General features: G+C 72.4%; 11 protein-coding genes. 3 read left to right on the top strand and 8 right to left on the bottom strand.

Features of this window, described 5'->3' with window-relative positions:
- Window positions 1–44: 44 nt before the first annotated feature.
- On the bottom strand, window positions 45–1,652 hold the full coding sequence (gene metG, locus ACFVZW_RS30655) for a methionine--tRNA ligase (protein WP_384528074.1): 1,608 nt from the start codon (window positions 1,650–1,652) through the stop codon (window positions 45–47).
- Window positions 1,653–1,778: 126 nt separating this feature from the next.
- Between metG and ACFVZW_RS30650 the strand changes: the two genes are divergently transcribed.
- Entirely contained in the window at window positions 1,779–2,432 is a 654-nt protein-coding gene (locus ACFVZW_RS30650) for a response regulator transcription factor (protein ID WP_384528071.1), read from the top strand.
- Window positions 2,429–3,709, top strand: coding sequence for a sensor histidine kinase (locus tag ACFVZW_RS30645; protein ID WP_384528068.1), 1,281 nt, complete (start codon window positions 2,429–2,431; stop codon window positions 3,707–3,709). Before ACFVZW_RS30650 ends, ACFVZW_RS30645 begins: the two co-directional genes overlap by 4 nt.
- Before the next feature lie 15 nt (window positions 3,710–3,724).
- Here the strand turns inward: ACFVZW_RS30645 and ACFVZW_RS30640 are convergent, their stop codons facing one another.
- Window positions 3,725–5,491 carry a VWA domain-containing protein gene (locus ACFVZW_RS30640; protein WP_384528065.1) on the bottom strand — a complete coding sequence of 589 codons (1,767 nt, stop codon included), beginning with the start codon at window positions 5,489–5,491 and terminating at the stop codon, window positions 3,725–3,727.
- A 456-nt stretch (window positions 5,492–5,947) separates the two neighbouring features.
- Between ACFVZW_RS30640 and ACFVZW_RS30635 the strand changes: the two genes are divergently transcribed.
- Window positions 5,948–8,014 carry a PhoX family protein gene (locus ACFVZW_RS30635; protein WP_384528062.1) on the top strand — a complete coding sequence of 689 codons (2,067 nt, stop codon included), beginning with the start codon at window positions 5,948–5,950 and terminating at the stop codon, window positions 8,012–8,014.
- A gap of 39 nt (window positions 8,015–8,053) precedes the next feature.
- Here the strand turns inward: ACFVZW_RS30635 and ACFVZW_RS30630 are convergent, their stop codons facing one another.
- From ACFVZW_RS30630 to ACFVZW_RS30605, 6 genes are all read right to left on the bottom strand, one after another.
- The gene (locus tag ACFVZW_RS30630; RefSeq protein WP_384528059.1) at window positions 8,054–9,043 is read right to left on the bottom strand and encodes a hypothetical protein; all 990 of its coding nucleotides are present in this window, start codon (window positions 9,041–9,043) and stop codon (window positions 8,054–8,056) included.
- An 82-nt stretch (window positions 9,044–9,125) separates the two neighbouring features.
- Window positions 9,126–10,598: an APC family permease gene (locus tag ACFVZW_RS30625; protein WP_384528056.1), complete on the bottom strand. Its 1,473-nt coding sequence runs from the start codon at window positions 10,596–10,598 to the stop codon at window positions 9,126–9,128.
- Between the two features lie 199 nt (window positions 10,599–10,797).
- Window positions 10,798–12,759: an FUSC family protein gene (locus tag ACFVZW_RS30620; protein WP_384528053.1), complete on the bottom strand. Its 1,962-nt coding sequence runs from the start codon at window positions 12,757–12,759 to the stop codon at window positions 10,798–10,800.
- A gap of 61 nt (window positions 12,760–12,820) precedes the next feature.
- Window positions 12,821–13,060 carry a DUF2630 family protein gene (locus ACFVZW_RS30615; RefSeq protein WP_384528080.1) on the bottom strand — a complete coding sequence of 80 codons (240 nt, stop codon included), beginning with the start codon at window positions 13,058–13,060 and terminating at the stop codon, window positions 12,821–12,823.
- A 27-nt stretch (window positions 13,061–13,087) separates the two neighbouring features.
- Complete coding sequence (locus ACFVZW_RS30610) at window positions 13,088–14,095, bottom strand: endonuclease/exonuclease/phosphatase family protein (protein WP_384528050.1); 1,008 nt, start codon at window positions 14,093–14,095, stop codon at window positions 13,088–13,090.
- 4 nt (window positions 14,096–14,099) lie between these two features.
- Window positions 14,100–14,390, bottom strand: coding sequence for a hypothetical protein (locus ACFVZW_RS30605; protein ID WP_384528047.1), 291 nt, complete (start codon window positions 14,388–14,390; stop codon window positions 14,100–14,102).
- Between the last annotated feature and the right edge of the window lie 115 nt (window positions 14,391–14,505).

Genomic DNA, 14,505 nt, shown 5'->3' with positions numbered 1-14,505 from the left:
CCCCTGGGGGAGCGGCGGCCACCGTCGTGTGTACGGGAGGAGGGTCAGTCCTTCTTCGGCTCCTCCAGGCGCGGGAAGAGCACCGCGCCCTTCGTCACCGTCGAGCCCGCCGGGAGTCGGCCCCAGTCGCCCGCCGACTGGACCGGCTGGGTGGACAGGGCGCCCAGGGTGGCTTCCGCGCCGAGGGAGTCCCAGAGCTTCTGGGAGGTCTCCGGCATGATCGCGTTCAGCAGGACCGCGACACCGCGCAGCGACTCGGCCGCCGTGTACAGGATCGTCGCCAGGCGGGCGCGGCCCGTCTCCGACTCGTCCTTCGCGACCTTCCACGGCTCCTGCTCCGTGATGTAGCCGTTGACCTGCTTCACGAAATCGAAGATCGCCAGGATGCCGCCCTGGAAGTCCAGCTCCTCGCCGATCTTCAGGTCGGCCGTCGCGACAGCCTTCGCCAGGCCCTCGTGGATCGCCTTCTCCGCGTCGCCGTCGGCCGTCGCGGCCGGCAGGGCGCCGTCGAAGTACTTGCCGACCATCGCCGCGACCCGGGACGCCAGGTTGCCGTAGTCGTTCGCCAGCTCGCTCGTGTAGCGGGCGGTGAAGTCCTCCCACGAGAACGAGCCGTCCTGGCCGAACGCGATCGCGCGCAGGAAGTACCAGCGGTACGCGTCCACGCCGAAGTGCGAGGTCAGGTCCTGCGGCTTGATGCCCGTCAGGTTCGACTTCGACATCTTCTCGCCGCCGACCATCAGCCAGCCGTTCGCGGCCACGCGGCCCGGCACCGGCAGGCCCTGCGCCATCAGCATCGCCGGCCAGATGATGGCGTGGAAGCGCAGGATGTCCTTGCCGATGAGGTGGACGTTGGCCGGGAAGGTCTCGTTGAACTTCTCCGGGTTCTCGTTGTAGCCGACCGCCGTCGCGTAGTTCAGCAGCGCGTCGATCCACACGTAGATCACGTGCTTCTCGTCCCACGGGACCGGCACGCCCCAGTCGAACGTCGAGCGCGAGATCGAGAGGTCTTCCAGGCCCTGCTTGACGAAGTTCAGCACCTCGTTGCGCGCCGACTCGGGCTGGATGAAGCCCGGGTTCGACTCGTAGAACTCGATGAGCTTCGGGCCGTACTCGCTCAGCTTGAAGAAGTAGTTCTCCTCCTTGAGGATCTCCACCGGCTTCTTGTGGACGGCGCACAGCTTCGTGCCGTCCTCGGCCTCGATGAGATCGCCCGGGAGCTTGTACTCCTCACAGCCCACGCAGTACGGGCCTTCGTACCCGCCCTTGTAGATCTCGCCCTTGTCGTACAGGTCCTGCACGAACTCCTGCACACGGTCCGTGTGCCGCTTCTCCGTCGTCCGGATGAAGTCGTCGTTCGCGATGTTCAGGTGCTCCCAGAGGGGCTTCCACGCCTCCTCGACGAGCTTGTCGCACCAGGCCTGGGGCGTGACGTTGTTCGCCTCGGCCGTGCGCATGATCTTCTGACCGTGCTCGTCCGTGCCGGTGAGGTACCACACCTTCTCGCCGCGCTGACGGTGCCAGCGCGTGAGCACGTCGCCTGCGACGGTCGTGTAGGCGTGGCCCAGGTGAGGAGCGTCGTTGACGTAGTAGATGGGGGTCGAGACGTAGAACGCCTTCGCCCCCTGCTTCTCGGATCCAGTGGCCGCCATGGTCGAAATCCTAACGGGCAGTTCAAGATCCACTCACATCGATAACGGGCCCCGGCGCACGGAGACGTCCGCGAAACGTTCGGCCCCGTAGAAAGTACGGGTGAGGCAGGGGTGAGGGAGGAACGTATGCGGGTACTGGTCGCCGAGGACGAAGAGGTCCTCGCCGAGCTCGTCGCCACCGGACTGCGGCGGGCGGGCTTCGCCGTCGACACCGTCTACAGCGGCGACGCCGCCCTCGCCTACCTGGGCCTGCACGACTACGACGTCGTCGTCCTCGACCGCGACCTGCCCCGCGTGCACGGCGACGACGTGGCACGCGCGCTCGTCGCCAGGACGGCCAGGACCCGGATCCTGATGCTGACCGCCTCCGCCTCCACCGAGGACCGCGTCGAAGGGCTCGACCTCGGCGCCGACGACTACCTCGGCAAGCCCTTCGAGTTCCCCGAGCTGGTGTCCCGCGTGCGCGCGCTGCGACGGCGCAGCGCCCGTCCCGTACCGCCGCGGCTGGAACGGGCGGGGATCTCCATGGACACCGTGCGGCGGACCGTGACCAGGGACGGCCGCGCGCTCGACCTCTCCCCGAAGGAGTTCTCCGTGCTCCAGATCCTGCTGGAGGCGGACGGCGCCACGGTCTCCGCCGAGGAGCTCCTGGAACGCGCCTGGGACGCGCACATCGACCCCTTCACGGGAGCGGTACGGGTCTGCATGAGCAAGCTGCGCGCGAAGCTCGGCGAGCCCGCGCTGATCCGGACGGTGCAGGGCGTGGGGTACGCGCTGTGAGCGCCGGTCTCCTCGGAGCGGGGTCGACGATCCGCACCCGGATCGCGCTCGTGTACGGGGGAGTGTTCGTCGTCCTCGGTGGCTGTCTGCTGGGGGTCGTCAACCTGCTGTCCCGGGCCGGTACGGAGGGTGAGGCGGAGGCGATCGCCGCGCGGGTACGGGTGGTGGCGCCGTTCGAGACCGTCACCGCGTACCGGCTGAGCGGCGACGTCAGCCGCGCGGCGGGCGAGCAGTGGTTCATGTGGTCCTGCCTCGCCCTGGTCGTCATGGCCTTCGGCGCGGTCGTCCTGGGCTGGTGGACCGCCGGGCGGGTGCTGCGGCCGGTCCACGAGATGACCGCGCGGGCGCGGCGGCTCTCGGAGCGGAACCTGCACGAGAGGATCGCGGCAGGCGGGCCCGACGACGAGCTGAAGGAGCTCGGCGACACGATCGACGCGCTGCTGGCGCGGCTGGAGGCGGCCTTCGACAGCCAGCGGCGGTTCATCGCGAACGCCTCCCACGAGCTGCGGACCCCGCTCGCCACGCAGCGCACCGCGATCCAGGTCGGCCTGGACGACTCCTCCGAGGTCAAGCAGGTCCTGCTGGACAGCAACCGCCGCAGCGAGCGGCTGATCGAGGGCCTGCTGCTCCTGGCACGGAGCGAGCGGGGCCTTGAGGCGCGGGAGGACGTGCGGCTGGGGGAGGTCGTCGAGGAGGAGTGCGAGACGTACGGGGTGGGAGTGGCCGGGGTCGGGGTGGCCGGTGCGGGGGTGGCCGGGGTCGGGGTCGGTGTCGCGGGAGGGAGTGGAGTGGCTGTTCCGGTGGCCTCTGCGGGCGCTTCCGCGGGGGGTGCGGCCGCGGCTTCTGCGGGGGGCTCCGGGGGCGGGGTGGCCGGGGGCGCTGCGGGGGGCTCCGGGGGCGGGGTCTCGGTGGCCTCTGCGGGCGGGGTCGTGCGGGGGAACCGGGTGCTGCTCGGGCAGCTCGTACGGAATCTCGTCGCGAACGCGGTCGCCTACAACATCCCCGACGGGTCGGTGGAGGTGTCCGTCCAGGGAGGCGTGGTGACCGTCGTCAACACCGGGCCGGTGGTGGCGGCCGACGAGGTGCCAGGGCTCTTCGAGCCCTTCCGGCGGGGGGAGGGGCGCGACCGGATGGGGCCCGGGGCGGGGCTCGGCCTGTCGATCGTGCGGTCGATCGCGGCGGCGCACGGGGGAACGGTGGAGGCCGTGGCGCGGGGCGCGGAAGAGGGCGGGGGCCTGGTGGTGACGGTGACGTTGCCCGTCACCACCAGGCCCTGAGGCGTCGCGCCCTGGCTAGATCTGCCAGTCGGCGAGCAGCCCGCCGTAGAACGCGGAGTGCGCGGTCTCGGACGGAGTCGCGCCGGCGAGGAAGTGGCCGGTGCGGGGGGCGGTGAGCTTACGGACGTAGTCGAAGGCCTTGTTGTCCTCCTCGCCCCAGGCCACGAACTGCCAGTGGATCGGGCGGTCGGCGGCCTCGGCGAGGGCCTGGGTGGCGGCGGTCTTCGACTCGGGGGCGCCGTCGGTCTGGAAGACGACGAACGCGGGTCGGGTCGGGTCTGCCTTCTCGTGGTGGGCGAGGACCTCTTCGACGGCGCGGTGGTAGTTCGTACGGCCCAGGCGGCCGAGGCCCGCGTTGATCTCGTCGATGCGGCCCTCGAGGCCCTGGGGGCGGAGCTCGGCGGTGCCGTCGATGTCGGTCGAGAAGAAGACGGCGGTGACCGTGGCGTCCTCGTCGAGGTGGGCGGCGAGGGCGACGGTCTGCTCGGCGATGCGCTGCACGGAGCCGTCCTTGAAGTACCCGCGCATCGACCCGGACCGGTCGACGACGAGGTACACGGCGGCCCGCGCCCCGACGAGCCCCTGCTTCTTGAGCACGGCCCCGGCGGCCTTGTAGGCGTCGACGAGGTGGGGGGCGTCGGCCTTGACCTTGGCGAGGGAGGTCGCGGGGGCGTCCTGCGCCTTCGGCGCGGGGGACTCGGAGACCGGCTCCTCCGCGGGCCGGGTGTCCGCGATGACCTCCGCCTCGGGGGCGGTCTCGTCTGCGACGAGTACGGCCTCCGGCTCGGCGGCGTCGTCGGCGGACGCGTCCGCCTCGGCCTCCGGCGCGGTCTCCGCCTGCTCGGCCACCTCGGCGACGGGAGCGGCGTCCGCGGCGGCCGCGACGAGCGCGTCCTGAGCATGCGGCTCGGCGTCGGCGGTCTCCTGCGCCGTGGTTGCCTCGGCGTCGCCCGCAGGCGCGTCTGCCGCCTCCGGCTCCGCCGCGGACTCGGCGGCCTCAGCCTCGACCTCGGCGGCCTCCGTCGTGGGCGCCTCCGTCTCCGCCGCGGCCTCGGCCGTCTCGGCCGCGTCCTTAGCGAGCGTCTCAGCCTCCGGCTCGGCCTCGGCCGCGACCGTCTCCGGCTTGGCCTCCGGCTCGGGCTCCGTCGCGACGGTCTCCGGCTCGGCTTCAGCCGCCACCGCCACCGTCGCGGTCGCCTCCGTCTCCGGCTCGGCCTCAGCCGCGACCGGCTCCGCCTCGGCCTCAGCCGCGTCCGTCTCCGGCTTGGCCTCCGCCTCGGGCTCCGTCGCGACGGTCTCCGGTTCGGCCTCGGCCGCGTCCGTCTCCGGCTTGGCCTCCGCCTCGGCCTCAGCCGCGACCGGATCTGCCGCAGCCGGCTCCGCGGCCTTCGGCTTCTCCGCCTCAGCCGCGACCGCCTCGGCCGCGACCGGCTCCGCCTCAGCCGGCTCCGCCGCCTTCGGCTTCTCCTCCTCGGCCGCGACCGGCTCCGCCGACCTCGCCCCCGGGACCTTCGGGTTGTCGAAGGCCGCCGCCACGAGGTCGTCCGCCGCGCGCTGGGCCGCCGACTCCTTCGGGCGGGTGGCGGACGGCGTGGACGCCCGCGCCCGCTCCGGCTCCGCAGCCGTCCGCTCTCCGTCCGCCGGGGACGGCAGCGTCACCGACACCGGCTCGTCGGACGTCGCGCGGTCCGCCTGGGGCGGGACGGAGGTTGCCGGAGTTTCGTCGTGCTGGTCCGCACGGTCGCGTCCGAACACCTTGCGCAGCAAGCTCCGAATGCCCATGGGCGAGGCCTTTCGCATGAGTTGGGTGCGATGAATGTCCGTACTGGGAGGAATCATCCCTGGCCAGGGCGGACACGTAAGGTTAGCGGCCCCTGGTGTGTCGCCATCGGCGCCCCAAGTGGACCCACATGCGGTGCCCCAAGTAGCCCTCAGGGCGCCCGTCAGGTCGCCCCGCAGGCCGCCTCGCGGGCGCCCACCAGGCCCGCGCCCAAGCTGGACCACCCATGGCCCTCCGGGCGCCCCCAGCCCGCTCCCCGCGCCCCCGATCCGCCCCCGATCCGCCCCCGGGTCCAACCGCCCCCCACCCCCCAACCGCCCCCGGTTCCCCCGCATTCATCCGACGTTCACTCCGGCGCCGCCCCCGTGCAGATGTGCACACATAACGTCACCGCGGATGGAATCCCGACACCATGTCGGGACCAAGGGGCGGCGCGGTACGCGCCGGAGGAGGACCAAGTGCGCAAACTGCTGCCGCTGCTGAGCACCAACCCGCACGGAGGCGGCCGTTCCGCCCTCACCTGTCGGTTCCGCTGTGGTGACGCCTGCTTCCACGAGGTGCCCAACACCAGCGACAACGAGTACGTCGGCGATGTCATAGCCGGTGCCTACTCCCGCCGTTCGATGATCCGCGCCGCCGCCGTCGTCACCGTCGCGGCCGCCGCCGGTGGTGCCGTCGTCGGTTCGGGCAGCGCCCCCGCCGTCGCCTCCCCGGCCGACGCCCAGGGGTACGGGCACAAGCCCGGCAAGCCCATCGACGGCGCCCGCGGTCTGCGCTTCGCGCCCGTCGCGCCCAACACCGCCGACAAGGTCACGGTCCCCTCCGGCTACGAGCAGAACGTCGTCATCCGCTGGGGCGAGCCGATCCTCCGCGGCGCCCCGGCCTTCGACGCCGACAAGCAGACCGCCAAGGCGCAGGCCGGCCAGTTCGGCTACAACAACGACTTCCTGAGCCTGCTCCCGCTCCGCGGCGAGCACAACCGCCAGGTCCTCGTCGCGAACCACGAGTACACCGACGAAATCCTGATGTTCAAGGGTTACGACGCCGCCAACCCGACCCGCGAGCAGGTCGAGATCGCCTGGGCCGCCCACGGTCTCTCCGTCGTCGTGGTCCAGGAGGAGCACCGCTCCGGCAAGCTCACGCCCGTCACACGGCACCCGCTCAACCGCCGTCTCCACACCACCAGCGAGTTCGAGCTGACCGGCCCGGCCGCCGGCTCCGCGCTGCTGAAGACCTCCGTCGACCCGTCCGGCCGCAAGGTCCTCGGCACCCTCAACAACTGCGCCGGCGGCACCACCCCGTGGGGCACCACCCTCCACGGCGAGGAGAACTTCAACCAGTACTTCGCCAACGGCTCCAGCGCCACCGACAAGCGCTACGGCATCGGCACCGGCGCCTCCGAGCGGAAGTGGGAGCGGTTCGACAAGCGCTTCGACCTCAAGCAGGAGCCGAACGAGGTCCACCGCCAGGGCTGGGTCGTCGAGCTCGACCCGTACGACCCGGACTCCACCCCGAAGAAGCGCACCGCGCTCGGCCGCTTCAAGCACGAGGCCGCGCAGCCCCGCCTCACCGAGGACGGCCGCCCGGTCGTCTACATGGGCGACGACGAGCGGTTCGACTACTTCTACAAGTTCGTCTCGTCGAAGCGGATGAAGAAGGGCAGCTCCCGCGCCGCCCGCGAGCACAACCTCACCCTGCTCGACGAGGGCACCCTCTACGTCGCCAAGCTGACCGGCGACAGCCCGGCCGCCGAGATCGACGGCACGGGCAAGCTGCCCAACGACGGCGAGTTCGACGGCAGCGGCCAGTGGATCCCGCTCGCCACCGGCGACGTCTCCCACGTGCCCGGCATGACCGCCGAAGAGGTGTACGTCTTCACCCGTCTCGCCGGTGACAAGGTCGGCGCCACGAAGATGGACCGCCCCGAGGACGTCGAGCCGTCCCCGCGTTCCGGCCGCGTCTACGTCGCGCTCACCAACAACTCCGACCGCGGCAAGGCCGGCAAGGCCGGTGCGGACGAGGCCAACCCGCGCAACCTCAACAAGCACGGCCAGATCCTGGAGCTCGCCGAGCACTGGGACGACCCGTCCTCCGACGGTTTCGCCTGGCGTCTCTTCCTCGTCGCCGGCGACCCGAACGACCCGGCCACGTACTTCGCCGGCTTCCCCAAGGAGAAGGTCTCCCCCATCTCCTGCCCGGACAACGTCGCCTTCGACCCGCACGGCAACCTGTGGATCTCCACCGACGGCAACCAGCTCGGCTCGCACGACGGCCTCTTCGGTGTCGCGACGAAGGGCGAGCGCCGTGGTGAGCTCAAGCAGTTCCTGACGGTCCCGAAGGGCGCCGAGACCTGCGGCCCGATCATCCAGGACCGCCGTGTCGTCGTCGCCGTCCAGCACCCGGGCGAGCTCGACGGCGCCTCCGTCGAGAACCCGAAGTCGGAGTGGCCCGACGGACCCGGCAAGATCGTCCGCCCGTCCGTCGTCGCCGTCTGGCGCAAGGACGGCCGCGACATCGGCGTCTGAGCCGACCGAGACGTGGTGTGGGGGGCGTGGCACCGCCCCTCACGCCACCCCCAGGCCCTCCCTGAACCGTACGAACTGCTCCTCCGGATCCCCGGTGTACGACCACGGCACCCACGACGCCCGCGCCCCGAGCATCCCGAGCACCTCCCGTGCCACCTCTACCTGGCCCGCGTAACACGCCGCGTGGGCCAGGTAGTTGAGGTCCGGCACCTCCTCCGGTGCCACCGGGCGGCCCGGCTCCCGGCCGCCGATCCAGCGGGCGTATGTCCGCCGCAGCTCCGTGACCGCCAGCTCGTGCTTCCAGTGCTGGTCGAAGCCGCGCACCGGGCCCCGCCCGAGCGCCCCGTCCGCGATGTAGCGGTACTCCTCCACCCGCGCCAGCTGGACCAGGATCGGCAGTGGCGAGCCCGGCGGTGCCACACCCGCCGCGTCCCGCGCGAAGTCGTACATCGCGCCGTGCGTTCCGTGCCACCGCGCCGACCAGTAGCGCAGCAGCTGCGCGTGGCCCTCCGTGTTGTACGGGTCCCTCCGCCGCAACTCGTCGAACCACTGCCGCAGTTCGCGCCGCTGCACCCCGCCCTCGTAGAGCCGCGCCACCGACAGCAGCGACACCCAGGGCATCGGGTCCGCGGGGGCCGCCTGCGCCGCGCCGAGGCAGGAGTCGACCGTCGCGTCGAGCCGCGCCCGGTCCACGGTGCTGCCCCGGCCGGCCGCGATGGCCGTGTCGAAGACCCGGACCACCTCGGTCGCGGCCCGCAGCACCGCCGCGTCCGGACTGTCCGGCTCGGCCGCCCGCCATGCCTCGACCGTCGAGCTGCCCGCGGCGGCATGCGCCAGGAGCCGCAACCGGTGCGTCCGGCACGGCCAGTCCTCGCCCGTCGCCCGCAGCAGGTCCCGTACGCCCTGCCATCGCCCGATGACCATGTCGTGGCGCGCCTCGGTGAGCGCACGGTCCCCGAAGTCCGGATCGAGGTCGGGCGTGAAGCGTGCCGAGCGCGCCGAGCGGGACGGTCGGCGGAGAGCGGCCATCCGGGTCCTCCCTCAGAAACCAGTAGTTCAGTGACCGTTTGTTCAGTGACCAGTAGTCGGGTGACCAGCGGGAGCCCCGCCGTCAGAAGTCCGTCGCCAGGCTCTCGTCCGCCCGCCGCGCCCTCGGCCTCGTCGGGCCGAAGGGGTCCGCCGCCGCCAGCGCGCGTGCCGCGTCGAGTCGGGCCGGACGGTAGTACGCGCTCCCCTTCCGCCAGTACACGAGCATCGGGACGACCCCGGCGAGCAGTCCGCCGAGGCCGATGGTCAGGGACGTCGTGGACAGCTCCCCCAGCGACTCCACGAACGCCCACAGCATGAACGCGGAGCCGAGGAGCGGCCAGGCGCCGCCGACGAGGAAGTTGCGTACGGAGGTCAGCAGCATCCCCTTGTACGCGACGACCGCGGCGATGCCCGCGAGGCCGTAGTAGAACGCGATCTGGAGGCCGATCGCGGAGACCGCGTCGCGGAGGATCGACCCCATGGAACCGGCGGCCGCCGCCGCGCCGAACATCAGCAGCGCCGCGGCGCCCACGGCGGCGATCGCCACCCACGGGGTGTTCCAGCGGCGGTGCACGGTGCCGAGCGCGGCCGGCATCGTGCGGTCGCGGCCCATCGCGAACAGCGAGCGGGTCACCTGGATGAGGGTGGTCTCCAGGGTGGCGACGGTGGACAGCAGCACCGCCATGATCAGCAGCTTTCCGCCGACGCCCGGCCAGATCTCCTGGCCGAGGACTGCCAGGACGTTCGCGCCCGCGGACTCGATCCGGCCCGCGCTGAGCAGCACGTTGACCGCGACCGTGAACGCCTCGAAGAGCAGGAAGACGACGCCGACGCCGACGAGGGCGGCGAGCCCGGCGGTGCGGCGGCTGTTGCGGGTCTCCTCGCTGAGGTTGCTGGTGACGTCCCAGCCCCAGTAGTAGAACGCGGCGATCAGCGCGCCCGAGGCGAAGCCGGCCGGGCCGTCGAAGTGCGCGAAGCCGAACCAGGACCAGTCGAAGGCGGTGGCGTGGCCGCGGTGCAGGACGGCCGCCCCGACGAAGGTGACGAGGATCAGCATCTCGACGCCCGACATGAGGAGTTGGGCCCGTACGGTGAGCCGGGCGCCGCCCAGCACCACGAGCAGCATCATCAGGAACCAGCCGGCGCCCACCGCGGCGGCCAGCGGGGTGTTGTCGGCGAGGTCCGGATCGATCAGGGAGAGCGTCATCGCGCCGGCGGGCAGCGAGCCGGCGACCATGAAGACGGTCGCGGAGACGACCAGGGCCCAGCCGGAGAGGAAGCCGAGGAAGGGGTGGAGGGTGCGTCCCACCCAGGAGTATCCGGCGCCCGCGTTGACGTCGATGCGGCCGAGGCGGGAGTAGGCGAGGACGATGCCCAGCATCGGTATGGCGCAGTAGAGGAGCGCCGCCGGTCCGGCGAGGCCGACCGCGCCGAAGAGGACGGCGGTGGTGGCGGCCAGCGAGTAGGCGGGTGCGCTGCCCGCGACGGCCATGACGATCGTGTCGAACGTCCCGAGGACATTGGGCTGGAGGCCTCTGCCGGTGGTGGTGCGCATGGCGGATGTCCTTGGGGGCACGTGGGGGTGGCGCAGGACGAAGTGACCGTGTCGCCGGGTCACTTGTTCGCCGGAACGAGCACGGATCAAGGTGAATCGAGCGCATCGTAGTCGCACCTGTGGATTCCGGTAACGGCGGTATGGAGGGTTCCGTTCAGTGACCGCCGGTAAGGGCATCCGTACGCCCCGCGTCGGGTGTTTAGTCCGTCTCGCGCCGGGGAGTGGCGATGGCCCGGGCCGCGCTCACCTCTTGGCGCAGCGGGGCGAGCACCCCCTCCTCGTCGCCGCGCAGCTCCGTCCGTACCTCCACCAGGACGGCGCTGCTGCGCAGCCCGTCGGCGAGCTCCCGCAACTGCTGTTCCACTTCCTCCACTTCCGCCGGCTCGGGGGCGGGTGCGCCGTGGTTGACGCGGACCCGGGCGGCGGTCGTCGCGTCGACGATCCGTTCGACGGCGACGACCAGCGGCCACCAGGCGGAGGCGACGGTGCCGGTCGGCGGGGGTTCGGTCAGGGCGCGCTGGAACTCGGAGCGTACGGCCGACAGGTCGCGGTAGAGCCTGCGCCGGGCCCGGATCCGGGCGGCCTGGTCGGCCTGCTCGGGCGCGCAGAAGGCGCGGTTCACATAGGCCGCGGAGTCGGCGACGGCGTCCGCGAGCCGGTCGCCGATCCGGCTGTGCCAGGACTCCGGCCAGAGCAGATAGCCGGCGATCAGCGCGATGGCGCAACCGACGAGCGAGTCCCACAGCCGGGGGAGCACGAGGTCGAAGCCCTGGTGGTTGAGGAGGTCGGAGAGCAGCAGGATGACGGGGGTGATCGCCGCGGTCTGGAAGGCGTAGCCCTTCGCGGAGAAGGCGGGGATCAGCCCGGCGAGCACCAGCATGATCGGGACGTACCACCATCCGCGCGGCACCTCGGCGAAGACCAGGGCGGCGGTGACCAGTCCGATGGCGGTGCCGGCGGCGCGCAGCACGGCGCGGGAGAAGACGGAGCCGAAGTCCGGCTTCAGGACGAAGGTGACGGTGAGGGCGACCCAGTAGGAGCGGGGTACGTCGATGAGCGAGACCAGCGCCTGGGCGAGGCCGATGCAGAGCGCGAGCCGTAGCCCGTACCGCCAGGACGCCTCGGAGAGCAGGACGGAGCGGGCCGTGCGGCGCACCCGCACGCGCAGGGCGGCGGGGCGGCCGAGGCGGTCGTCGACGTTGAAGGGGTTCGGTTCCGCTTCGTGGACGACGGTCGCCGCGTGGCGCAGGGCCTGGTCGACGGCCTTCTCGGACGGGCGTACGGCCTCCGGGAGGTCGAGCACGGGGGTGCCGGTGCGGCCGCCTTCCTCGATCTCGTCGGCCAGCTCGCGCACGGCGGCGGGGATCTCGGCGGGCAGTGGCCGGTGGAACCGGCGGGCGGCGAAGTGCGCGGCAGGGGCGGCCTCGACCAGCGGGATCACCACGTTCAGCTGGGCGAGCAGCCGGACGAGGGCGGGTGCGCGGCCGTGGAAGCGGGTGCGGCGGGCGAGGACGAGGTCGTAGGACTGGTTGAGGGAGGTGGTGACGGCCTGGCGTTTCTCCTCGTACGTGTCCGAGCCGGCGGCTTCGAGGACGTCGGCGACGGCCCGGTACGTGCCGGCCACCGCGGACCGCTCGGGGATGCCGCCGCGCAGTGGCCAGCCGAGCAGGGTGAGGAACAGGACCACGACCCCGCCGAGGGTGAGCAGCAGGGGCGCCTTCCACCAGGGCTCGGGCATGGGCAGGCCGGCGCCGACGACGGCGTTGAGGAGGAGCAGCAGGCCGGAGACGGAGGCGACGGCGCCGATCGAGGAGATCATCCCGGAGACGAGCGCGACGAGGGTCAGGACGACGACGGCGAGCCAGCCCTGGTCGAAGACGAGGGTGCCGAGGGTGACGCCGAGTGCGCCGAAGAGCTGGGGGACGGCGATGTTGTAGAACCGCATCCGGTACGCGTCTGCGGTGTCGCCGATGACGCCGGAGAGGGCGCCCATGGAGACGAGGGCGCCGTAGACGGGCTCGTCGATCGCGAAGCCGACGGCGAGGGGCGCGGCGAGGGCGACGGACGCGCGGGCGACGGCGGCCCAGGGGATGGGCGCGGGGGCCGGTCGAAGCCCGGCGGTGAGCCAGGGGGGCGGGGTGAGCCGGGGGGTACGCGCCATGCGACCAACCTACGGCGCGGAGCCTTTCCGCCCCCGTTGTGGGCACCGCCGCGTGGGCGCTTCAGCTGCGGTAGCTTTCCACCTCCGCGGCCGGGCGGAGTGCTGCCGTGTCCGGGTCCTCGCCGAATTCCGCCTTCGCTCGCCGCTGGCGCAGCAGGTCCCAGCACTGGTCCAGTTGCACCTCCAGCTCGGCGAGCCGGGTCCGCTCCTCGTCGAGCAGCCCGCCGACCCGCTGCCGCAGGGCCCGCTCCTCCTCGACGAGGGCGCCGATGTTCGCCAGGATCTGCTCGTCGTCGTACATCCGGTCCATGTAATCCAGCGTGGCCGATCAGCGGCCCGCGTGCAGGTCGAGCTCGGCGAGCACGGCCCGGTGGTCCGACCCCGCGAGGTCGAGGAACCGCACTCCCCGCACCCGGAAGTCGTCGCTGACCAGCACATGGTCGATCTGGACGTACGGCGGCAGCGGCCCCTGCCCCTCCCGCGGCCACGTCGGGGTCCGGGCCGCGCCCGCGAGCCGGGCGGCGTCGTGGAGCCGGCCGGCGTCGAGGACCGAGCGGAAGGCGGCGTGGTCCTGCGAGGCGTTGAAGTCGCCGGCGAGGATCACCGGCCCGCCGTCGCGCCGCGCGGCGGCGAAGTCCGCCACCCGCCCCAGCTCGCTCTTCCACGCGTCGACCTGGCGGGGGATCGGCGGCAGCGGGTGCGCGAGCCGGAGCTGTACGGTCCGGCCGCCGATCTGAGTGGTGGCGCCCGGCATCCCCATCACGGCCGGGATCGGGGGCTGCGCGGTCAGCGGGTACGCGCTCAGGACGGCCGAGCCCGTCGAGCCCCAGCCGTCCACGACCGCCCGATGGGGGAGGTCCGGGCCGACGGCGGCGGTGAGGGCGCGGAGACAGAGACGGTCGCACTCGGAGACGTACACGAGCTGCGGCCGCTCCCGGCGCACCGTCTCGACCAGCGCTTCCGTCCCCTGGCCGAACTCGACGTTGGCGGTGAGCACTCGGAGCCGTTCGACGACGGGACCGCGGGCGGTGGTCGTGTCCGGGCCGTACGGCAGGACGAACCAGCAGGTCACCGCGAGGACGAGCGCCGCCCATCCGGCGAGGAGCCGCCGCCGCGCGAGCAGTGCGAGCAGCAGCGCGAGACCGGCCGGGAGGGCCAGCCAGGGCAGGAACGACAGCAACTGCGGTACGGGGGTGACCGCGTCGACGCCGATGAGCCGGCATCCGACCACCACGCTCGGCACGGCGACCGACAGCCCCGAGGCCCAGGCGGCGAGGCGCCGCTCGGGCCGTACGGGGGGAGGGAGGGGCTCGACGGCGGTACGGACGGAGGTCACGCCCTCAGTGTCGCAGCGCCTGCTGGACCTCCGCCGTCGTCTCCCCCGAGAGCGTGCGATTGCTGCGCGCCGTCCCGGTCTTGGACTTCCCCGGCTCGACGGCGTCGATGTTCAGGACGACGGCGTCGAGCAGATTGCCGCCGTCGTCACGGAAGTTGACCATGATCGTGTAGTCGGCGTTCTTGTCGAGCGGGTTGGTGGCGGTGATCTCCGCGGTGGTCCGGTCGCCGTCGGCCTTCGTCGGGCCGGCCTTCACGTCGCCGGTGGCGTTCACCCCGTCCTTGACCTGGTTCATCTTCTCCTGGGCCGCCGAGGCGGCCGCCGCCGTGGCGGAGGAAAAGATTTGCTACCCCGCCAGCTGGGACACCGCCGTGCAACCCCGAACCCCCCCCACCGCCACGGCGAGCTAG

The organism is Streptomyces sp. NPDC059567 (assembly GCF_042735655.1).
Lineage (GTDB): Bacteria > Actinomycetota > Actinomycetes > Streptomycetales > Streptomycetaceae > Streptomyces.
This window is presented reverse-complemented; position numbering and strand designations above follow the sequence as displayed.

Excerpts from the sequence above, each read along its gene's own strand:
- metG (WP_384528074.1), bottom strand. The coding sequence starts at position 1,652 with ATGGCGGCCACTGGATCCGAGAAGCAGGGGGCGAAGGCGTTCTACGTC.
- ACFVZW_RS30650 (WP_384528071.1), top strand. The coding sequence starts at position 1,779 with ATGCGGGTACTGGTCGCCGAGGACGAAGAGGTCCTCGCCGAGCTCGTC.
- ACFVZW_RS30640 (WP_384528065.1), bottom strand. The coding sequence starts at position 5,491 with ATGGGCATTCGGAGCTTGCTGCGCAAGGTGTTCGGACGCGACCGTGCG.
- ACFVZW_RS30630 (WP_384528059.1), bottom strand. The coding sequence starts at position 9,043 with ATGGCCGCTCTCCGCCGACCGTCCCGCTCGGCGCGCTCGGCACGCTTC.
- ACFVZW_RS30625 (WP_384528056.1), bottom strand. The coding sequence starts at position 10,598 with ATGCGCACCACCACCGGCAGAGGCCTCCAGCCCAATGTCCTCGGGACG.
- ACFVZW_RS30620 (WP_384528053.1), bottom strand. The coding sequence starts at position 12,759 with ATGGCGCGTACCCCCCGGCTCACCCCGCCCCCCTGGCTCACCGCCGGG.
- ACFVZW_RS30615 (WP_384528080.1), bottom strand. The coding sequence starts at position 13,060 with ATGTACGACGACGAGCAGATCCTGGCGAACATCGGCGCCCTCGTCGAG.
- ACFVZW_RS30605 (WP_384528047.1), bottom strand. The coding sequence starts at position 14,390 with ATGAACCAGGTCAAGGACGGGGTGAACGCCACCGGCGACGTGAAGGCC.